Origin of the sequence: Frigoribacterium sp. Leaf164 (genome assembly GCF_001423665.1) — a bacterium.
Lineage (GTDB): Bacteria > Actinomycetota > Actinomycetes > Actinomycetales > Microbacteriaceae > Frigoribacterium > Frigoribacterium endophyticum.
Window position 1 is genome coordinate 376,115 of the sequence record NZ_LMOX01000003.1, and the last position, 20,193, is coordinate 396,307.

Genomic DNA, 20,193 nt, shown 5'->3' on the forward strand with positions numbered 1-20,193 from the left:
GCCGCCGCTCGGGCGTGCGGCATGGGGTCAGACGGCCAGGCTGGCACCGGGGATCGCTCCTAGGAGGTGGTGGGTGTACTCGTCGGTCGGCGAGAAGAAGACGTCGTCGACGCTGCCCCGCTCGACGATGCGGCCGCGCCGCATCACCACCACACTATGGGCGATCTGCCGCACCACCGCGAGGTCGTGCGTGATGAAGAGGTAGCTCAGGCCCAGGCGCCCCTGCAGCTCGGCGAGCAGCTCGAGGATCTGCTCCTGCACGAGCACGTCGAGGGCGGAGACGGCCTCGTCGCAGATGAGCAGCTCGGGCTCGAGCGCGAGCGCCCGGGCGATCGCCACCCGCTGTCGCTGGCCGCCCGACAGCTCGCCGGGCCGGCTCTGCGCGACCGAGCGGGGCAGGGCGACCTGGTCGAGCAGCTCGGCCACCCGCGCCCGACGCGAGGCGCGGTCCCCGACGCCGAAGACGCGCAGCGGCTCGTCGACCAGCCGCTCCACGCTGTAGGTCGGGTCGAGCGAGCCGTACGGGTCCTGGAAGACGGGCTGCACCCGTCGTCGCAGGGCCCGCCGCGCGGCTCCCCGGCTGGCGGTGATGCCCTCGCCGTCGATCAGCGCGGTGCCCGAGGTCGCCGGCTCGATGCCGAGCACGATGCGCGAGAGCGTCGTCTTGCCCGAGCCCGACTCGCCGACCACCGCGGTCGTGGTGCCCCGCGGCACCTCGAACGAGATGCCGTCGACGGCGCGGACGGTCTCACCACGGCGACCCCGCAGGCGGTACTCCTTGACCAGGTCACGGACCACGAGGATGGGGTCGACCCGCGCCTCCTGCCCCTCCTGGCCCACCGGCTCCTCGGCCCGCAGCGCGGCGGCGGCCGCGACGGTCGGGGCGGCCGCCACCAGGCGCTTCGTGTACTCGTGCTGCGGGTCGAGCAGGATCTGCCGCGGCGTGCCCTGCTCGACGACGCGGCCGTCGAGCATGACGACGATGCGGTCGGTGCGGTCGGCCGCGACGCCGAGGTCGTGCGTGATGAAGAGCAGCGACGTGCCGTGGGCGTCGACCAGGGTCTGCAGGTGGTCGAGGATCTGCCGCTGCACCGTGACGTCGAGCGCGCTGGTCGGCTCGTCGGCGATGAGCAGCTCGGGGTCGCGGGCCAGGGCCACCGCGATCAGCACGCGCTGGCGCATGCCGCCCGAGAACTCGTGCGGGTACTGCCCCGACCGGCGCTCGGCGTCGGGGATGCCCGCCTCGGTCATCAGCTCGACGACGCGGCGGGCGACCGTGGCCCGGCCGCGCGCTCCCCCGGCGCGGAGGGCGTCGGCGACCTGCGCGCCGACGGTCATCGACGGGTTGAGGTTGGTCGACGGGTCCTGCGGGACGAGGCCGATGCGCGCCCCGCGCACGGAGCGCATGCGCGCCTCGCCCGCCCCGGTCAGCTCGTCGCCGCCGAGGTGCACGCTGCCCCCGGTGACGTGGCCGGCGCCGGGCAGCAGCTGCAGCACCGCGGCGACGACGGTCGACTTCCCCGAGCCGGACTGGCCGACGATGGCGACCCGTTCGCCGCGGGCGACGTCGAGGTCGACGCCGTGCACGACGTCGCGGTCGCCGAACGCGACCCGCAGACCGCGCACGGTGAGCAGCGGCTCGGCGGGCGAGGCGGGCGAGCCCGCGGCGGTGCTCGGGCCCGCGGCGCCGGTCGGGGTGGTCACGCGGTCAGCGTCCTGCGGCATAGGCCTGTGCTCCTCGGGGGTTGGCGGCGGCGCCCAGCACGCCGGTCGCGGGGTCTCGGGTGACGCTCGACAGCCGGCCGAGCGACCAGTCGCCGGCGCGGGTGACGACGTGGCCCCGGCGCTCGAGCTCGGCGATGACGTCGTCGCCGAGGCGGTCCTCGACGACGACGCCGCCGGGCGTCCAGGTGCGGGGCCAGAACGAGCCGGGGAAGGCGGTGGTGTGCAGCGCGGGCGCGTCGATCGCCTGCTGCGGGCTCCAGCCGCCGACGAGGGTGCGCAGCAGCCAGAGCAGCTGCCACTGGTCCTGCTGGTCGCCGCCGGGCGAGCCCAGCGCCGCGACCGGCTGGCCGTCGCGCAGCACGAGCGTCGGCGTCAGCGTGGTGCGGGGGCGGCGACCGGGCTCGAGCGTCGAGGCCGTGCCCTCCTCCAGCCACGACATCTGCAGGCGGCTGCCGAGGCAGAAGCCGAGCTCGGGGATCGTCGGCGACGACTGCAGCCAGCCCCCCGACGGCGTCGCCGAGACGATGTTGCCCCAGCGGTCGACGACGTCGATGTGGCACGTGTCGCCGCGCGTCTCGCCGGTCGGCGCGACGTCGGGCTCGGCGCCCGGCTGGCGGGCGTCGTCGGCGGGCACCGCGGCGAACGAGCCGACGGTGGGCTCGCCGACGCCGCTGGCCGTGGTCTCGTGGTCGGTGCGCAGCATCGGCAGCCGACCCGCGACTCCTGCCCCACCAGGGTCGCCCGGCCGCAGCTCGAGCGAGGCTGCCGACCCGATCAGGGCGCGGCGCTCGGCCGCGTACCCGGGCGACAGCAGCCGGTCGAGCGGCACGTCGCGGTCGCCGTACCAGGCCTCCCGGTCGGCCATCGCGAGCTTCTGCGCCTCGATGATCGTGTGCGCGCCGTCGGCGGTCGACGGGTCGAGCAGCTCGTCGGGCAGCGGCTCGAGCATCGCGAGCACCTGCAGCAGCGCCGGGCCCTGGCCCCACGCGCCGGTCTTGGCGACGACGTGGCCGCGGAACTCGACGGTCGCCGCCTCCTCCGTCGAGGCGCGGAAGGCCGCCAGGTCGGAGGCGCGGATCACGCCCGCGTGGTCGCCCCCGGTCGAGTGCCGGTGCGGGGCCCGCACGAACGCGTCGACCGAGCGCGCCACGAGGCCCTCGGACCACTCGGTGCGGGCGGCGTCGACGCGGGCGCGACGGGCGGCCTCCCCGGCGGCGGGGTCTGCGCCCTCCTCAGCGACCGGCACCGCGCCTCCCGCGCTCACCAGCCCGTCGAGCACCCGGGCGTACGCCTCGTTGGTCACCAGCGAGCCCGGCTCGGGCGGGGCGCCGTCGACGAGCCAGCGGTCGGCCGACGTGGGCCAGTGCTCGGCGAAGAGGTCGGTGACGGCCGCGATCGTCTCGCTGACGCGGGCGGTGAGCGGGTGGCCGTCGCGGGCGTAGCCGATCGCGTAGGCGAGCACGTCGGCGAGCTCCCACGTGCCGTGGTCGCGGAGCAGCAGCAGCCACGCGTCGACGGCGCCGGGCACGGCCGCGGCGAGGGCGCCCGAGCCGGGCACGAGGTCGAGGCCCTCGGCGCGGTAGTGCTCGACCGTCGCGGCCGCGGGCGCGGGCCCCTGGCCCATCAGCACGACGGGGCGGCCGGGCTCGTCGGCGGTGGCGAAGACCGCCGTCATGTCGCCGCCGGGGCCGTTGAGGTGCGGCTCGACGACGTGCAGCACGAAGGCGCCGGCGACGGCGGCGTCGAAGGCGTTGCCGCCGCGCTCGAGCACCGACTGGGCCGAGGCCGTCGCGAGCCAGTGGGTGGAGGCCGTCATGCCGACGGTGCCCCGCAGGTCGGGCCGGGTGGTGAACGCCGGAGGCGCGGTGTAGGTCACGGGGTCAGTTCCGTTCACGGGAGGTCGGGTCGAGGGCGTCGCGGAGCGCGTCGCCGACGAGGTTGAAGCCGAGGCAGATGACGGCGATGGCGAGGCCCGGCACGACGGCGGCGAACGGGGCGTTCGCGAGGTACTGCTGCGCGTCGGAGAGCATGATGCCCAGACTGGCCGTCGGCGGCTGGATGCCGAGCCCCAGGAACGACAGCAGCGCCTCCCCGATCACCGCGACGGGCATGATCACGGTCGCCTGGACGATGATCGCCGAGACGCAGTTCGGCAGCACGTGCGTGAAGATCACGCGGAGCCCGGTGGCGTCCATCGTGCGGGCGCTCAGCACGAAGTCGCTCGAGCGGATGCGCAGGGTCTCGCCGCGCACGACGCGGATCATCGTCGGGATCTGCGCGATGCCGAGCGCGACCACGGCGTTGCCGAGGCTCGGCCCGCTGATGGCGGCGAGCGCCACCGCGATGATGAGGAAGGGGAAGGCGAGCATGACGTCGGTGAGCCGCGAGACGATCGCGTCGAGCCAGCGCCAGTACCCGGCGACGAGGCCGAGCGGGGTGCCGACGACGACCGCGAGCAGCACGCTGAGCACGCCGACGACGAGCGAGACGCGGATGCCGTAGACGGTGCGCGACAGGATGTCGCGGCCGAGGTCGTCGGTGCCGAGCGGGAACCCGACGGTGCCGGGCAGCTGGAAGGGCGTGTCGAAGTGCACCTCGGCGGGGCCGTAGGGCGCGATCACCGGGGCGAGCACGCCGGCCACGACGACGACGAGCAGCATCACGGCGCCCGCGACGCCGAGCTTGTTGCGCCGCAGCTGGCCCCAGACCCGGCCGCGGGCCGAGCCGAGCTCGTGGGTGGTGGGCACGAGGACGGTCATCAGGAGGCTCCTCCGACTCGGATGCGCGGGTTCAGGACGCTGTAGAGCACGTCCACCACGAGGTTGATGAGGATGTAGCCGAGGGTGATGACGAGCACGACGGCCTGCACCACCGGGTAGTCGCGGGTGAAGACCGCGTCGAGGGTGAGCTTGCCGAAGCCCGGCAGCGCGAAGATGCGCTCGGTGACGACGGCGCCCGAGATGAGCCCGCCGAGCTGCAGGCCGACGATCGTCACGACGACGATCATCGAGTTGCGCAGCCCGTAGCGGAGCAGCACGCGGCCGCGGCCGAGGCCCTTCGCCCGGGCGGTGCGGACGTAGTCGGTCGTCATCGTCTCGATCATCGACGCCCGCGTCTGCCGCATGATCACGGCGGCGAGCGACGTGCCGAGGATGAGCGCCGGCAGCGTCAGGTGCACGAGCGCCTGCCACGGGTCGTCGCTGACGGGCACGTAGCCGGAGGCGGGGAAGAGCCCCAGCCCGACGGCCAGCCACAGGATGGCCAGGATGCCGAGCCAGAAGTTCGGCACGCTGAGCCCGACGAGGGCGGCGGCGTTGGCCATCCACTCCGGCCAGCGGCCGCGCCAGCGCTCGGCGACGACGCCCAGGGCGACCCCGACGACGACGGCCACGACGATCGCGTAGAGCGCCAGCCACAGGGTCACCGGCAGGGTCGCCCCGATCAGCTCGGTCACCGGCGTGCCCGTGCGGGTGGACTGCCCGAGGTCGCCGCGGAGGAAGGCGCCGGCGAAGCGCAGGTACTGCACGACGAGCGAGTCGTCGAGCCCGAGGTCGGCGCGGATGGCCGCGACCTGCTCCGGGCTCGCCTCCTCACCCGCGAGGGCGAGGGCCGGGTCGCCCGGCAGCTGCCGCACGCCGAGGAAGACGACGACCGAGGCGAGCACGAGCGTCACGGCCGACTGCCACAGGCGGGTGAGGAGGTAGCGCGTCATGGCTCAGTCGGCCTCGACGAACGCGGCGGTGCTGAGGCGGACGACGCCGTCGGCGTAGGTCGACACCCCGGCGATGTCGTTCGACAGCGCGGTGAGGCTGCGCACGCGGTACAGGTAGATGATCGGGTCGTCCTCCTGCACCTTCTCGACGACCTGGCCGTAGAGCTCGGCGCGCTCGTCGACGTCGGTCGTCGAGGCGGCGTCGCCGAGCAGCTCGTCCACCTCGTCGTCGCTGTAGCCGCTGTAGTTGTTGCCGGCGCCCGTCGACAGGAAGTTGAACATGTTGCCGTTCGGGTCGATGCGGCCCGACCAGCCGAGCTGCAGGGCCTCGAAGTCGCCCTGCGTCTGCACGTCGAGCAGCGTCGAGTACTCGACGGGCGTGATGGTCAGCTCGAAGCCGCCGTCGGCGACCTGCGCCTGCAGCGCCTGGGCGAAGCGGACGGTGTCGGGGTTGTTGCTGACCTGCATGTCGATGGCGAGGGGCGTGTCGACGCCCTCGTCCTCGAGCATCTGCTTCGCGGCCTCGGGGTCGTAGTCGGGGCAGGCGTCGCTGGCGTCGGTCGCGAAGGGGCTGCTCGGCGAGATCGGCGAGCAGGCCGGGTCGTAGAGGCCGCCGAAGACGGTCTTCACGAGCGCTTCCCGGTCGATCGACATCGAGAGCGCCTGGCGCACGACGGCGTTGCTCGCGAGCGGCGTGTCGATCTGCACGGGCTCGGTGCCGATGCCGTCCTGGTTGCCGATGTTGACGGTGAGGCCCTGGTAGCCGAGCGAGCCGACCTCGAGCACCGTCAGCGAGTCGTCCTCCTTGAGCGTGCCGACGTCCTGCGTCGACATCGAGTCGGCGACCTGGACGTCGCCCGACTGCAGGTTCGCGGCGCGGATGCTGGCGTCGGTGATGATGCGGTAGGTGATGGTGTCGAAGTGGGCCGACTCGGCGTCGTAGTAGAGCGGGTCGCGCTCGACGGTGATCGAGGTCTGCGGCACGCGCTCGACGAACTTGTACGGGCCGACGCAGACGGGCGCGTCGCCGAAGGCGTCGCCGGCGGAGGCCAGCGCGGTGGGCGACATGACCATGCCGGCACGGTCGGCGAGGGCGGCCGTCAGCGGGGCGAAGGGCTCGGAGTAGGTGACCTCGACGGTCGAGTCGTCGACCGCGCTGATGCCCGTGATCGGGCCGAGCTCGCTGCGCCGCGACGAGTCGTCCTTGTCGAGGCCGCGCTGCAGGGTCGTGACGACGGCGGCCGCGTCGAGGGGCGTGCCGTCGGCGAAGACGGCGTCGGTGCGCACCGGGAAGGTCACCGTCAGGCCGTCGTCGCTGACCTCGGGCAGCTCGGTCGCGAGCATCGGCACGATCTGGCCCTCCGCGTCGATGTCGTAGAGCTTCTGGCACATCGTCTCCATCACGTAGCGCGTGTAGAGCGACGAGGAGGTGGTGGGGTCGAGGCGGTCGGGCTCGGCCGACAGCGCCATGACGAGGTCGCCGCCCTCGACGATCGTCGAGTCGCCGATGGGCGCGGTCGACACGTCCTCGCGGCTGCCGGCGGACGGGGTGTCGGTGGTCTGGACCTGCTGGCACCCGGTCACCGCGAGGGCGAGACCGAGGGCGGCGGCCGGCAGCGCGAGCGCGCGTCGCCGGGGGAACGAGGTGCGAGGCATGTGTGATCCGATGCTCGAGGGTGCGGGAGGGAGTGGATTGAATGCAATCAGCCGCACAGGCTCGATTTCGTATACAACGCGTTACGACCATGTAAAACGTGCCCCGGACGAGGGGGGGCGGGAGGCGCGGGTCGCCCCGGGCGGGCCAGGCCGGCCAGGCGCGGGTCGGGTCGGGGCGGGCGGATCGGGCGGGTCAGGCCGTCCCGCGCACGACCATCTCGGTCGGCAGGGTGATCGTCGCCGGCTTCTCGCCCGCGATGACCTGGAGCAGCAGCCGCACCATCTCGGCGCTGATCCGGTCGAACGGCTGCCGCATCGTCGTCAGCGGCGGCTCGGTCTGCGCCGCCACGCTCGAGTCGTCGAAGCCGCCGACGGCGACGTCGTCGGGCACGCGCCGCCCGAGGTCGCGCAGGGCGTCGAGGGCGCCCGCGGCCATCCGGTCGTTCGCCGCGAAGACGGCGTCGAGGTCGGGGTGCACCGCGAGCAGCTCGCGCATCGCGGCGTCGCCGCTGGCCCGGCTGTAGTCGCCGTGCGCGACGAGGGTCGGGTCGTACTCGTCGCCGAGCTCGGCCCGGTAGCCGTCGAGGCGGATCAGCCCGCCCGGGGTGTCGGCCGGCCCCGTGATCGTCGCGACGCGGCGCCGCCCCCTCGAGCGCAGGTAGGCGACCATGTCGCGGGCGCCCTGCTCGTCGTCGGCCCCGACGTGCCCGAGCTTCTTCTCGTAGCCGAGCGGGATGCCGCAGGCGATCGCGGGCACGCCCGCCGCGACGACGTCGGCGAGCAGGCGCTGGCCGCTGTGGGCCGAGACGAGCAGCACGCCGTCGACGTGCCCCGCCTGGATGTACGCCACCGCGCGCTCCTGCTCGGCGACCGTGCCGGCCATGATCAGCACGAGCGACTTCTCGGCCGCGGCGAGGGCCGCCGCGGTGCCCTTGAGCAGCGCGGAGAAGTTCGGGTCCTCGAAGAGCTGCTGGTGGTCCTCGGTGAGGAGGAAGGCGACCGAGTCGGTGCGGTTCGTCGCGAGGCTGCGGGCGTGGGGGTTGACGCGGTAGCCGGTCTGCTTGATGGCCCGGTCGACCGCCTCCTTGGCGTCGGGGCTGACCCAGCGGCCGCCGTTGAGCACCCGCGAGACGGTGCCGCGCGAGACGCCGGCCGCGGTCGCGACGTCGTCGATCGTCGGTCGCCGGCCCGTCGCGCTGCTCACGCGGGACAGCCTAGGGGCGACCGCCCCGCCCGCCACGCCCCGCCGCCTACTTGACCGCGCCGGCGGCGAGGTCCACGCGCCAGAAGCGCTGCAGCACCAGGAAGATCGCGATCAGCGGGATGACCGAGAGCAGCGCGCCGGTGATGACGAGCGTGTACAGCGCCGGTGCCGAGGCCCCCTGGTTGAGCAGCCCGTTGAGGCCGACCGTGAGGGGGAAGAGCGAGTCGTCGCCGAGCATGATGTACGGCAGCATGAAGTTGTTCCAGATGGCGACGAACTGGAACAGGAAGATCGTGACGAGCCCGGGCAGCAGCATCGGCACGGCGATCTTCGAGAAGATGCCCATCTCGGTGGCGCCCTCGGTGCGGGCGGCCTCGATGACGTCGGTCGGCACGGCCGCCGCGGCGTAGATGCGGGCCAGGTAGATGCCGTAGGGGCTGATGATCTGGGGCAGCAGCACGCCCCAGAACGTGTTGGTCAGGCCGACGTTCGCGAGCAGGAAGTACTGCGGGATGGCCAGGATCACGCCGGGCACCAGAACGCCCATGAGCAGCACGTTGAAGACGACCTTCTTGCCGGGGAACTCGAACTTCGCCAGCACGTACCCCGAGAGCGCCGACACGTAGGTCGAGGCGATCGCCCCGATGCCCGCGTAGAGCGCGGTGTTGAGCATCCAGCGCCAGAACAGCCCGTCGCGGTACTGCGTCAGCGCGACGACGTTGTCGATCAGGTGGCCGCTCGGGGCCAGGGTGAAGGTCGAGAACAGCTCGCCGCCGTCCTTGGTCGAGGCCATCACGACCCACAGCACGGGGAAGAGGCAGTAGACGGCGCCCATCAGCAGCAGCACGGTCGAGACGACGCTCGGCCGCTCGGCGTGCAGGCGCGGGGCGGAGGGGTCGCGGCGCGGCCGCGCGGGGGCGACGGGGCCAGAGCCGGAGGCGCGGGTCGGGTCGGCCGGGGAGGCCGCGGCCTCGGGGGCGGTGTCGAGGGTGGTCATGGTCAGTCCTCCTGGCCGAAGGCTCGCTTCTGCACGACCCGGAGGAAGAAGAAGGAGACGATGAAGGTGGCGAGGGCGATGACGACCGAGGTCGCCGCCGCGGAGTAGATGTCGTCGCGGGTGAACGCGTCGCGGTAGACGAGCATCAGCGGCGACCAGCTGGTCGAGAGGCTGTTCGTCAGCGGGCGGAGGGTGGTCGGCTCGGCGAAGACCTGCAGCGTCGCGACCATCGAGAACAGGCCCGTCATGACGAGCGCCGGGGCGACCATCGGGATCTTGATGCGCAGGGCGATCTGGACCTCGCTCGCGCCGTCGAGGCGGGCGGCCTCGTAGACGTCGCTCGGCACGGCCCGCAGCGACGTGTAGATGACGATCATGTTGAAGCCGACGCCGCCCCAGAGGGCGATGTTGGCGATCGCGAACAGGACGGTGCCGGAGCCGAGCACGCTGTCGACGTCCCAGCCGAGGCGGTCGAACACCCAGTAGAACGGGCTCACCGCGGGCAGGTACAGGAACCCCCAGAGCAGCGAGCTGATCACGGCGGGCACGGCGTAGGGCAGGAAGATCGAGACGCGCGAGAAGGTCACCGCGCGGGTGCGGCGCGAGTCGAGCAGCAGGGCGAAGAGCAGCGCGAGGCCGAGCATGCACGGGATGAGCACGACGCCGTAGAGCAGCACGCGCCCGACGCTGGCGCCGAACTCGGGGTCGGTCAGCGTGCCGACGTAGTTCTCGAGGCCGGCGAAGGCCGTGGTCTGGCCGCCCGAGCCGAGGCCGAGCCCGATGACCTGCTTCTTCTGGAAGCTGAGGAAGACCGTGTAGACGATCGGCGCGGCCATGAAGAGGACGAACAGCACGATGCCGGGGGCGAGCATCGCGTAGGGCGTGATCACCCGGCTGCGGACGCTGCCGGGTCGTCGACCGGTCGCCGGTCGGGTGGGGGTGAGCGTGTCGGCCATGCCGGTCCTGGTTCCTCGTGGGGGCGGTGCGGGTGCGGGGCGGGAGGGGCGGCCGGGGCCGCCCCTCCCGGGTGGTCGGCTACTTGACCGAGAAGCCGCTCTTGGTCAGGTCGTCGAGCGTGATCTCCTGCATGGCGTCGACGGCGTCCTCGAACGCGGACTGCGTCCGGGCGTCGGCGGCCTTCGCGAACTCGTCGTTGTAGGCGCTGAAGGCGACGTTGACGTTCGGCCCGTAGGTGAAGGGCTGCACCGCGTCGGAGGACGCCGCGGCGATGTCGTAGAAGTCGGCCTGCTGGCTGAAGAACTCCGGTGGGGTCGTCAGCGCGTCGGACGCCGCGTCGGTGGCGGCCGGGTAGACGCCGGAGATGTCGGCGAGCGCGGCGACGGCCTCGGGGTCGGTGTTCAGCCACGTCGCGAACTCGACCGCCGCCTCCTTCTTGGTCGACTGGGTCGTGACGGCCGTGGTCGAGCCGCCCCAGTTGCCGTCGGTCGGCTCCGAGGCGTCCCACTGCGGCACGGGCGCGGCCGTCCACTTGCCGGCCGTGTCGGGAGCGTTGCCGCTCAGCACGCCGGGGGCCCAGACCGAGCTGATCCAGCCGACCTGCGAGCCGTCGTTGAGGCCGGCGTTCCACTCGGGCGTGTACATCGGCGCGTTGTCGATCGCGCCGCTCTCGACGAGGCCGCCCCAGTACGACGCGACCTTCTCGGTCGGGTCCTCCGCGATGTCGACGCTCCAGCTCTCGCCGTCGTTGGACCACCAGGAGGCGCCCGCCTGCTGGGCGAGGCCGGCGAACCAGCCGGCGTCGTTCGCCGAGAAGGTGCCGAGGTACTTGGTCGGGTCGGCCGCGTGCAGCGCCTCGGCGACCTGCGCGTACTCGTCCCACGTGGTCGGCACGGAGAGGCCGTACTGCGCGAGGACGTCCTCGCGGTAGTACGCCATCATCGGGCCGGAGTCCTGCGGGATGGCGTAGACGCCGTCGCCGCCGAGGGTGACCGACGACCAGGTGCCGGCCGAGAAGTCGCCCTCGAGGTCGCCGGCGCCCTGCTCGCTGATGTCGGCGAGCGCGTCGGAAGCGACGAGCGTCGGGATCTTCTGGTACTCGGCCTGGATGAGGTCGGGCGCGCCGCTGCCGGCCTTGATGGCCGTGAGCAGCTTGGTGATGGCGGGGTCGCCGCCGTCCTGCTTGTTGACCGTGACCTGGATGTCGGGGTTCTGGTCGTTCCAGATGTCGACGACCTTGTCGAGGTTCGGGGCCCAGGCCCAGTAGGTGAGCTCGACGGGGCCGCCGTCGGCGGAGTCCCCGCCGGAGGCGGAGCAGCCGGCGGTGAGCAGAAGTGCGGCCGTGGCGAGGGTGGCGACGCCGAGACGGCGGGATGAGCTGCGCATTCGTCCTCCTTGAGGAAAGCAAGAGCTGGGGTGGGGCGGCGCAGCCGTGCTTCGGAGAACCACGTCGCTGTGCCTGTGAGCGGTTACAGTTATGCACAGCCGAAATGGCTTGTCAACTGTGCGTCAGATGCGGATGACGCACTATTTCGGCGGGGTGACCGTGTGCTAGAACTGGGAGCGCACACAGTCAAAGGAGATCACCGCATGTCACTCGAGCTCGAGACCCCGCCCGCCGCGCAGCCCGGTGAGCAGACCGGCGCCTCGCGCGTCCCCGGCCGTGCGGAGATCCGCTACGGCGGCGACTACAACCCGGAGCAGTGGCCCCGCGAGACCTGGCTCGAGGACATCGCGCTCATGGAGCAGTCGGGCGTCAACCTGGTCAGCGTCGGCATCTTCTCGTGGGCGCTGCTCGAGCCCCGCGAGGGCGAGTACGACTTCACCTTCCTCGACGACATCATCGGCCTGCTGCACGAGGCGGGCATCGACGTCGACCTCGCCACGCCCACGACGGTGCCGCCGGCCTGGTTCTGGGCCGCCTACCCCGAGTCGCACCCCGTCACCCGCGAGGGCACCGTCCTCGGCCGCGGCTCGCGCGGCATGGTCAGCCCGAGCTCGCCCGAGTACCGCCGCGCGGCCACGGCGATCACCGAGCAGCTCGCGAAGCGCTACGGCCAGCACCCGGCCGTCGTCATGTGGCACGTCCACAACGAGTACGGCGCCCCGATCAGCGAGGACTACGGCCCGCACTCGGTCGTCGCCTTCCGTCGGTGGCTGCAGGCGCGCTACGGCACCCTCGACGCCCTCAACGCGGCCTGGGGCACGCTCTTCTGGGGCCAGGTCTACGGCGAGTGGGAGCACATCGACGCCCCGCGCGTCTCGGCCACCGTCGTCAACCAGACGCAGCGCCTCGACTTCGCCCGCTTCACCTCCGACGCCCTGCTCTCGCTCTACGTCGCCGAGCGCGACGTGATCAAGGCGCACTCGCCGGGCCGCCCCGTCACGACCAACTTCATGTCGAGCAACTGCCCGTCGATCGACTACTGGGCCTGGGCCCGCGAGGTCGACGTCGTGGCGAACGACCACTACCTCGTCGCCGAGCGCCCCGACAACCACGTGCTACTCGCGCTCGACGCCGACCTCACCCGCAGCTTCGCGCAGGGCCGGCCGTGGATGCTCATGGAGCACTCCACCTCCGCCGTGAACTGGCAGCCCCGGAACATCGCCAAGCGCCCGGGCGAGCTGGCCCGCAACAGCCTGTCGCACCTGGGCCGCGGGGCCGACGCCGTGATGTTCTTCCAGTTCCGCGCCTCCCGCTACGGCGCGGAGAAGTTCCACTCGGCGATGCTCCCCCACGCGGGCGCCTCGAGCCGCGTCTGGCAGGAGGTCGTCCGCCTCGGCGGCGACCTCGGCAAGCTGGCGAGCATCCGCGACAGCCGGGTGGAGGCGCGGGTCGCGATCCTCTGGGACATCGAGTCGTTCTGGGCCCACGACCTCGAGTGGCGCCCCTCCGTCGAGCTCGACCACCGCGAGCGCGTCGTCGCGTACTACACGGCGCTCTGGCAGCTCGGCGTCACCGTCGACTTCCGCCACCCGCACGACGACCTGTCGGGCTACGACCTCGTGCTCGCCCCGTCGCTCTACCTGGTCGACGACCGCTCGACGGAGAACCTGACCGGCTTCGTCCGTGACGGCGGCACCTTCCTGGCGTCGTACTTCTCCGGCGTGGTCGACGAGAACGACGCGGTGCACGAGGGCGGCGCCCCCGGCGCGCTCCGCGAGGTGCTCGGCCTCTCGGTGCCCGAGTTCCTGCCCCTGCACGCCGACGAGCTCGTCTCGCTCGACGACGGCTCGACGGGCGCCGGCTGGTCGGACGACGTCGTGCTCGAGGGCGCGACCGCCGTCGCGAGCTACACGACCGGCCCCGCGGCCGGCGGCGCCGCCGTGACCCGCAACGCCCTCGGCGAGGGCTCGGCCTGGTACGTCTCGACCCGCGTCGAGGGCGGCGACCTCGAGCGTCTCGTGCAGCAGGTGCTGGCCGACGCCGGCGTCGCCGAGCGCGAGGGCCGCGTCGCGGGCGTCGAGGTCGTCGAGCGCCGCTCGGACGACGCGCTGTTCACCTTCTGGCTGAACCACACCGACGCCGAGGTCGCCGTCGTCGCCCCGACCGGCACCGAGCTGCTCACCGGCGACGCCGTCGACGGGATGGTGACGATCGCCGCCGGCGGCGTCGCCGTGGTCCGCAGCGACCGGCGCTGACGCCCGGCCCGGGTCGCCGCCCACCGGGCGCGGCCCGGGCCCCCTGACCGCACCACCAGCACCGCCGCCGCACCGCCAGCACCGCCAGCACCGCCGCACCGCCACCGCACCGCCCGCAGATCGTCAAGGAGGACGACCATGGCTCGACCCGCACCCCACCCCGCCCCCGGCGGCCGACGGAGGGCGCGGCTCGCCCTCACCGGCGGCGTCGCCGTCGCGGTCGTCGCCCTCGGCGGCGGCCTCCTGCCGACGAGCGAGGCCCTGGCCGCGTCGCCGACGGCGGTCGTGAGCGACCCCGGCTTCGAGCAGGGCGCCTCCGGCTGGGTCAGCAAGGGCTCGGGCACGACGTCGCTCGAGGCGGGCGGGCACGACTCCCCCACGCGCCTGACGCACTGGCTGCCCGCCGCCGGCGAGGCGGTCACCACGCAGAAGGTCAAGAAGGTCACGCCGGGCTGGTGGACGTTCAGCGCCTGGGTGAAGAGCGGCGGCGGGCTCGACGCGAGCGCGCTCGAGCTCGCCGGCTGCGGGCAGGGGTCGAGCCGGGCCGTCGCGGCGTCGACCGCGGTGCCCTCGACCGAGGCGGACGACGGCTGGGTGCGCCTCGCGGTCTCGGCAGAGGTCTCGCACAGCCAGTGCACGCTGACCTTCCGCACGACGGGCGCCGCGGGCGCCTGGGCGAGCATCGACGACGTGCAGTTCACGCCCGGCCGCGTCACCCGCGACGTGCGCGGGGCCGACGTGTCGGGCCTGCTGCGCAACGAGGACGAGGGGGCGGTGTACCTCGACGCGGCCGGTCAGCCGACCGACGCGATCCAGCAGCTCGCCGACCACGGCGCGACGATGGGCCGCCTCAAGGTCTGGGTCGACCCGAGCGACGGCTACAACGACCTCGACGACGTCGTGGCGAGCGCGAAGCGGATCGACGCGGCCGGCATGCAGCTGCTCGTCGACTTCCACTACTCCGACCGCTGGACGGACCCGGGCGCGCAGACGATGCCGAGGGCGTGGCAGGGCTTCACGGCCCCGCAGGTCGCCCAGGCGATCCACGACCACACCCGGGCGGTGCTCGACGCGCTGGCCGCCGAGGGCATCACCGCCGACGCCGTCCAGGTCGGCAACGAGATCAACCCCGGCATGGTCTGGCCGCTCGGCCAGACCTGGGACGTCGACCCGACCGACGGCGTGACGGGCGCCCAGTGGGAGAACCTCGCGAGCTTCCTCACCGCGGGGGCCACGGCCGTCCGCGAGGTGTCGCCCGAGACGAAGGTCGTGCTGCACCTGACCAACATCAACGCCGGCGTCGACGGCCTCACCTGGTGGTTCGACGAGGTCAGCGCGCGCGGGGTGCCGTTCGACCTGATCGGCCTCTCGTACTACTCGTACTGGCACGGCAGCCTCGCCGACCTGCAGGGCGCCGTCAGCACCCTGTCGGAGCGCTACGACCGCGACGTGCTGATCGTCGAGACCTCCTACCCGTGGACCCTCGCCGACGACCCCGACCACGTGTGGGAGAACGTCGTCGCGCAGGCCTCGATGCTGACCCCCGGCTACCCGGCGACCCCCGAGGGCCAGGCGGCGAACTTCCGCGCCGTGCAGGACGTCGTGGCCGCCGCCCCGGGCGGCCGCGGCATCGGCGTCGTCGCGTGGGAGCCCACCTGGACGGCCGTCGACGGCGCCGGCTGGGACCCTGACGACCCGACCTCCGGCAACGCGTGGGAGAACCAGGCCATGTGGGACCACGACGGCCGCCCGCTACCCGCGCTCGACGAGTACGCGGCTGACTAGGCCACAGGGCCGGGCGGAGCCCCGGGGAGGCGCGGTGCCGGTCGGTCGGCACCGCGCCTCCTGCCTGTCCGGCGAGCGCGTGCTCGGCCCCGCCGGGGGCGTCGTGGAGGCGACCCGCACCTCCTGGGGGCATGATCGTGGGTGGACCCCCGACCGGATTGGACACGCCTCCGTGAGCACCAGCGACGAAGTCGACCTGATCATCGACGCGTGGGCGCGCGTGCGCCCCGACATCGACTTCGCGGCGCTCGACGTCTTCTCGCGGCTGCGGCGCGTGTCGCGGCGCCTCGACCGCGTGCGCTCCGAGGCGTTCAGCCACTCCGGCCTCGAGATCTGGGAGTTCGACGTGCTCTCGACGCTCCGCCGCGCGGGCGAGCCGTTCGAGCTCAGCCCGAAGGAGCTGGTCGCCGCGACCATGGTCACGAGCGGCACGATGACGAACCGCCTCGACCGCCTGGTCGAGCGTCGGCTCGTCGAGCGCCGGGCCGACCCGCGCGACGGCCGCGCCGCCCGCATCTGCATCACCCCGGCCGGCATCGAGCGCGTCGACGCGGCCATGCTCGACCTGCTCGCCGCGGAGGAGTCGCCGCTCAGCTCGCTCGACCGCGCCCAGCAGGCGCAGCTCGCCGACCTCCTCCGGGTGCTCGGCGCCGAGTTCCCCAGCTAGGCCCCGCTCGCGGCGACCTGCCGGGCGGCGCTCAGAACGCCGTGCTCGGCAGGTCCTTCTCGCCGTCGGCGATCGCCTGCACGATGCGGGCCGCGACCGCGTCGGGGTCGAGAGCCGGGCCGAACGCCGGGGCGCTGCCCGCGATCGGGTGCTCGGAGAGGGCGGTGCCGGTGTGGCCCGGCCGCGCGTCGACCAGGCGGACGCCGCGGCGCCGGAACTCCCGGGAGGCGGCGCCCACGTACGCGGCGAGGCCCGCCTTGGCCGCGGAGTACGCGGCCATGCCCGCGGTCGGCGACTCGGCCACGATGCCGCTGATCGTCACCACGAACGGCTCGCGGCCCTCCGCGGCGGACGCGGCCAGCGCCTCCGCGCCGTCGCGCAGCAGTCGGATCGGCGCGAGCAGGTTCGTGTCGACCAGCTCGGCGAGGGTGTCGTCGGCGACGGCGTCGGCCGGCCCGAAGGCGACGACCCCGGCCGCGACCACGATGCCGTCGAGGCGCCCGTGGGCCTGGAGGGCCGCGGCGACCAGCGAGGCCGCCCCGGTCGGCTCGCGGAGGTCGGCGACGTAGGCGCCCGGGCCCTGGAGGCTGCCGCCGGCTCGGCCGGCACGCACCACGACGGCCCCCCGCTCGGTGAGCTGGGCGGCGAGGCGCGAGCCCAGCCCGCCCGAGGCTCCGGTCACCAGGACGACGGCACCACGCAGTTCGGTCATGCGGCGGAGCGTACCCGCGGCGGCTGGGCCCGCCGCCGGGCCGCCGATGAACCGCGTTCCGTGCGGTGAACCGCAGTGGAGTGCGGTTCATCGCACGGAACGCGGTTCACGCCGAGGGGCGACGTCGGCGCGGGACGACGAGGGGCGTGCCGGTGACCGGGTCGGGCACGACGACGCACGGCAGGTCGAAGACCCGCTCGACGAGCTCGGCGGTGAGCACGTCGGCCGGGGCGCCCGTCGCGACCACCTCGCCGTCGCGCATCACGATCAAGTCGGTCGCGTACCGGGCCGCCTGGGCGAGGTCGTGCAGCACCGCCACCACGGTGGTGCCCCGCTCGTGCAGCCGGGCGAACAGGTCGAGCAGGTCGTACTGGTGGGCGACGTCGAGGAAGGTCGTCGGCTCGTCGAGCAGCAGCACCGAGGTCTGCTGCGCCAGCGCGGTCGCCACCCAGACGCGCTGCCGCTGCCCGCCCGACAGCTCGTCGACCGGCACGTCGACGAGGTCGACGAGGTCGGTCTCGGCGAGCGCGCCGTCGACGGCCTCGCGGTCGGCCTCCGACCACTGGCGGAAGAGGCCCTGGTGCGGGTAGCGCCCGCGCGCGACGAGCTCGCCGACGGTGATGCCCTCGGGGGCAGTCGACGACTGGGGCAGCAGGCCCACGGTGCGCGCCGCCTCCTTCGCGGGCACGCCGGCCAGCTCGCGGCCGTCGAGCAGCACGCTGCCCGACCGGGGCTTCAGGAGGCGCGCGAAGGCCCGCAGGAGGGTCGACTTGCCGCAGGCGTTCGGCCCGACGATCACGGTGAACGAGCCGTCGCGGACGCTCGCGTCGATCGACCGCGACACGGTGCGCCGGTCGTAGGCGAGGTGCGCGGCGCGGGCGGCCAGGCGAGGCGTGCCGGGCTGCCCGGGCGTGGCGGGCGGCTGGGGCGTGGTCACGACGACCTCCGGGATTCTCCGACGAGCAGCGAGACGAGGTAGGCGCCGCCGATCACGAGGGTGACGAGGCCGACGGGCACGGGCGAGGTGGTGACGTGCTGGGCGACGACGTCGGCGACGAGCAGCAGCAGGGCCCCGGCGAGCGCCGCCGCGCCGAGCGGCACGCCCGCCGAGCGCACGAGGCGCCGGGCGAGCTGGGGCGCCGCGAGGGCGACGAACACGATCGGCCCTGTGCTCGCCGTGACGACCGCGGTCAGCGCGACCCCGACGACGACGAGCGCGAGGCGGGCCGGCTCGGTGCGCAGGCCGTGCGAGCGCGCGGCGTCGTCGCCGAGCTCGAGCTGGCGCAGCGGTCGCGAGAGCACGGCGACCGCGACGCCGAGCAGCGTGAGCAGCGCCGCCGCGGGCACGAGCTCCGACCAGCTGACGAGCGCGAGGGTGCCGGCGCCCCAGAACGACGCCGTCAGCGCGACCTCGGCCTGGGCGCGCAGCAGCAGCCAGCTGTTGACCGAGTGCAGCACGGCGGTGACGCCGATGCCGACGATGATGAGCCGCAGCCCCTGCACGCCGCCGCGCCAGGCCAGCAGGTAGACCACGAGGGCCGTGCCGAGCCCGCCGACGAGCGCCCCGGCGGCGGTGCCGACGGTCGAGGTCGCGCCCGAGACGATCACGACGATCGCGCCGGTGTAGGCGCCGGTCGAGAAGCCGATGACGTCGGGCGAGCCGAGCGGGTTGCGCGTCAACGACTGGAAGACCGCTCCGGAGGCGCCCAGCGCGGCCCCGAAGACGAGCGCGGCCAGGACCCGCGGCAGCCGCCAGCCCAGCACGATCGTCGAGGCGGGGCCGTCGGCGCCGCCGAGGGCGCGCAGCACCTCGAGCGGGCTGAGCGGGTAGTCGCCGAGGCCGAGCGCGACGAGTCCGACGACGAGGGCGACGAGGGCGATCGCGGCGGTCGCCGTGACCCGATGCCGGCGGAGGGCCGAGCGCGGCCGCGGGGCGCGGGCGGGCGGCGCCCCGCGCGTCGGCGTCCCCGTGCCGGGCCCCGTGCCCGTGCCCGCGGTCACCGCGCCCCTCCCGCCGTGCGGCGACGGGCCACGAGCACGAGCACCGGCGCCCCGAGGGCGGCGGTGACGAGGCCCGCGGCGAGCTCGCCGGGCGGGGCGGCGACGCGGCCGAGCACGTCGGCGAGCAGCAGCAGCACGGGGCCGAGCACGGCGCTGAGGCCGATCGTCCACGGCTGGCTCGCTCCGACGACGCCGCGGGCGGCGTGCGCGACCATGAGGCCCAGGAAGGCGACCGGGCCGACCACGGCGGTGGCGCCTCCGGCCAGCAGCGTGACGACGACGAGCGCGGCGACGCGCACCAGCGGCACCGAGACGCCGACCGACGAGGCGTGGTCGTCGCCGAGGGCGACCGCGTCGAGGGGCCGGGCGGCGACGAGGGCGACGACGACGCCCGCGACGACGAACGGCGCCACGGTCACGACCGGCGCCCAGCCGCGGTCGGCGAGGCTGCCGACCTCCCAGGCGCGGACCGCGTCGAAGCGCCGGGGGTCGGCGAGCACGATGGCCGAGGTCAGGCCGCTCAGCACGGCGCCGAAGGCGATGCCCGCCAGCGTCAGGCGCGCGGGGCTGCCGCCCGAGCGGCCGGCGCCGCCGATCAGCGAGACGGCGACGGTCGCGACCGCGGCGCCCAGCAGGGAGGGCCACACCCAGCCGCCGGCCGCGGTCACCCCGGCGAACCCGACGGCGAGGGCGACGGCGAACGCGCTGCCGGAGGTGACCCCGAGGAGGCCCGGGTCGGCCAGCGGGTTCCGCGTCACCGCCTGCGCGACGGCGCCCGCGACCCCGAGCCCGGCGCCCGCGACGATCGCCGCGACCGTGCGCGGCAGCCGCAGGTCGACGACGGCGGTCGCGTCGCCCGCGTCGGGGGCGGCCGTCGAGCCGGTCGGGCTCCAGCCCGTGAGCAGCTGCACGACGACGTCGAGGGGAACCGGACGGGCCCCGACCGCGAGGCTGAGCAGCACGGCCACGACGAGCAGGCCCAGGCCGGCGAGCAGCCAGGCGAGCCGCGTGCGGGTGCGGCGCACCACCCGGGGCGCCCGGACGTCGCCGGGCCGGGTGCTGATGGCCATGCTGAGGAGCTTAGGCTAGCCTTCCCTGAGTTCGACCCCGAGCGTCGCGCCCCCACCGCAGCGGG

Annotated in this window: 16 protein-coding genes; 3 read left to right on the plus strand and 13 right to left on the minus strand. The window is 74.1% G+C overall.

What is annotated here, in order from left to right; genetic code table 11:
- Nucleotides 1-27 precede the first annotated feature (27 nt).
- The 9 genes from ASF82_RS09805 to ASF82_RS09845 form a co-directional block, all read right to left on the minus strand.
- The gene (locus ASF82_RS09805) at nucleotides 28-1,725 is read right to left on the minus strand and encodes an ABC transporter ATP-binding protein (RefSeq protein WP_082514537.1); all 1,698 of its coding nucleotides are present in this window, start codon (nucleotides 1,723-1,725) and stop codon (nucleotides 28-30) included.
- A complete protein-coding gene (locus ASF82_RS09810; protein WP_056056603.1) occupies nucleotides 1,709-3,601 on the minus strand; it encodes a gamma-glutamyltransferase family protein in 1,893 nt (630 codons plus the stop codon). The genes ASF82_RS09805 and ASF82_RS09810 overlap by 17 nt, the downstream gene beginning before the upstream one ends.
- 4 nt (nucleotides 3,602-3,605) lie before the next feature.
- Nucleotides 3,606-4,484: an ABC transporter permease gene (locus ASF82_RS09815; protein ID WP_056056605.1), complete on the minus strand. Its 879-nt coding sequence runs from the start codon at nucleotides 4,482-4,484 to the stop codon at nucleotides 3,606-3,608.
- Entirely contained in the window at nucleotides 4,484-5,437 is a 954-nt protein-coding gene (locus ASF82_RS09820; protein ID WP_056056607.1) for an ABC transporter permease, read from the minus strand. The genes ASF82_RS09815 and ASF82_RS09820 overlap by 1 nt, the downstream gene beginning before the upstream one ends.
- A 3-nt stretch (nucleotides 5,438-5,440) precedes the next feature.
- On the minus strand, nucleotides 5,441-7,093 hold the full coding sequence (locus tag ASF82_RS09825; RefSeq protein ID WP_056056611.1) for an ABC transporter substrate-binding protein: 1,653 nt from the start codon (nucleotides 7,091-7,093) through the stop codon (nucleotides 5,441-5,443).
- A gap of 193 nt (nucleotides 7,094-7,286) precedes the next feature.
- Nucleotides 7,287-8,297 (minus strand): LacI family DNA-binding transcriptional regulator, encoded by a 1,011-nt coding sequence (locus ASF82_RS09830; protein WP_056056612.1) that lies wholly within the window; start codon nucleotides 8,295-8,297, stop codon nucleotides 7,287-7,289.
- Between the two features lie 46 nt (nucleotides 8,298-8,343).
- A complete protein-coding gene (locus tag ASF82_RS09835) occupies nucleotides 8,344-9,132 on the minus strand; it encodes a carbohydrate ABC transporter permease (RefSeq protein WP_235491321.1) in 789 nt (262 codons plus the stop codon).
- Nucleotides 9,133-9,296: 164 nt separating this feature from the next.
- Nucleotides 9,297-10,250 carry a carbohydrate ABC transporter permease gene (locus ASF82_RS09840; RefSeq protein WP_056056614.1) on the minus strand — a complete coding sequence of 318 codons (954 nt, stop codon included), beginning with the start codon at nucleotides 10,248-10,250 and terminating at the stop codon, nucleotides 9,297-9,299.
- A gap of 79 nt (nucleotides 10,251-10,329) precedes the next feature.
- On the minus strand, nucleotides 10,330-11,637 hold the full coding sequence (locus ASF82_RS09845; RefSeq protein ID WP_056056617.1) for an ABC transporter substrate-binding protein: 1,308 nt from the start codon (nucleotides 11,635-11,637) through the stop codon (nucleotides 10,330-10,332).
- 204 nt (nucleotides 11,638-11,841) lie between these two features.
- Here ASF82_RS09845 and ASF82_RS09850 point away from each other — a divergent pair, with 204 nt between their 5' ends.
- From ASF82_RS09850 to ASF82_RS09860, 3 genes are all read left to right on the plus strand, one after another.
- Nucleotides 11,842-13,893, plus strand: coding sequence for a beta-galactosidase (locus ASF82_RS09850; protein ID WP_056056619.1), 2,052 nt, complete (start codon nucleotides 11,842-11,844; stop codon nucleotides 13,891-13,893).
- A 138-nt stretch (nucleotides 13,894-14,031) separates the two neighbouring features.
- Nucleotides 14,032-15,678: a glycosyl hydrolase 53 family protein gene (locus ASF82_RS09855; RefSeq protein ID WP_056056621.1), complete on the plus strand. Its 1,647-nt coding sequence runs from the start codon at nucleotides 14,032-14,034 to the stop codon at nucleotides 15,676-15,678.
- 172 nt (nucleotides 15,679-15,850) lie between these two features.
- Nucleotides 15,851-16,345, plus strand: coding sequence for a MarR family winged helix-turn-helix transcriptional regulator (locus ASF82_RS09860; protein WP_056056623.1), 495 nt, complete (start codon nucleotides 15,851-15,853; stop codon nucleotides 16,343-16,345).
- Nucleotides 16,346-16,376: 31 nt separating this feature from the next.
- Here the strand turns inward: ASF82_RS09860 and ASF82_RS09865 are convergent, their stop codons facing one another.
- From ASF82_RS09865 to ASF82_RS09880, 4 genes are all read right to left on the minus strand, one after another.
- On the minus strand, nucleotides 16,377-17,057 hold the full coding sequence (locus ASF82_RS09865; protein ID WP_056056625.1) for an SDR family oxidoreductase: 681 nt from the start codon (nucleotides 17,055-17,057) through the stop codon (nucleotides 16,377-16,379).
- 106 nt (nucleotides 17,058-17,163) lie between these two features.
- Nucleotides 17,164-17,994, minus strand: a complete 831-nt coding sequence (locus ASF82_RS09870) for an ABC transporter ATP-binding protein (RefSeq protein ID WP_056056627.1) — start codon at nucleotides 17,992-17,994, stop codon at nucleotides 17,164-17,166.
- A complete protein-coding gene (locus ASF82_RS09875; protein ID WP_082514539.1) occupies nucleotides 17,991-19,058 on the minus strand; it encodes an iron chelate uptake ABC transporter family permease subunit in 1,068 nt (355 codons plus the stop codon). Before ASF82_RS09875 ends, ASF82_RS09870 begins: the two co-directional genes overlap by 4 nt.
- Nucleotides 19,055-20,128 (minus strand): iron ABC transporter permease, encoded by a 1,074-nt coding sequence (locus ASF82_RS09880; protein ID WP_082514540.1) that lies wholly within the window; start codon nucleotides 20,126-20,128, stop codon nucleotides 19,055-19,057. The genes ASF82_RS09875 and ASF82_RS09880 overlap by 4 nt, the downstream gene beginning before the upstream one ends.
- Nucleotides 20,129-20,193: the final 65 nt, after the last annotated feature.

Bases quoted from the DNA above. Each gene is read 5' to 3' on its own strand.
- ASF82_RS09815 (WP_056056605.1), bottom strand. From the start codon at position 4,484: ATGACCGTCCTCGTGCCCACCACCCACGAGCTCGGCTCGGCCCGCGGC.
- ASF82_RS09845 (WP_056056617.1), bottom strand. From the start codon at position 11,637: ATGCGCAGCTCATCCCGCCGTCTCGGCGTCGCCACCCTCGCCACGGCC.
- ASF82_RS09825 (WP_056056611.1), bottom strand. From the start codon at position 7,093: ATGCCTCGCACCTCGTTCCCCCGGCGACGCGCGCTCGCGCTGCCGGCC.
- ASF82_RS09820 (WP_056056607.1), bottom strand. From the start codon at position 5,437: ATGACGCGCTACCTCCTCACCCGCCTGTGGCAGTCGGCCGTGACGCTC.
- ASF82_RS09840 (WP_056056614.1), bottom strand. From the start codon at position 10,250: ATGGCCGACACGCTCACCCCCACCCGACCGGCGACCGGTCGACGACCC.
- ASF82_RS09855 (WP_056056621.1), top strand. From the start codon at position 14,032: ATGGCTCGACCCGCACCCCACCCCGCCCCCGGCGGCCGACGGAGGGCG.
- ASF82_RS09865 (WP_056056625.1), bottom strand. From the start codon at position 17,057: ATGACCGAACTGCGTGGTGCCGTCGTCCTGGTGACCGGAGCCTCGGGC.
- ASF82_RS09850 (WP_056056619.1), top strand. From the start codon at position 11,842: ATGTCACTCGAGCTCGAGACCCCGCCCGCCGCGCAGCCCGGTGAGCAG.
- ASF82_RS09805 (WP_082514537.1), bottom strand. From the start codon at position 1,725: ATGCCGCAGGACGCTGACCGCGTGACCACCCCGACCGGCGCCGCGGGC.
- ASF82_RS09835 (WP_235491321.1), bottom strand. From the start codon at position 9,132: ATGGGCGCCGTCTACTGCCTCTTCCCCGTGCTGTGGGTCGTGATGGCC.
- ASF82_RS09880 (WP_082514540.1), bottom strand. From the start codon at position 20,128: ATGGCCATCAGCACCCGGCCCGGCGACGTCCGGGCGCCCCGGGTGGTG.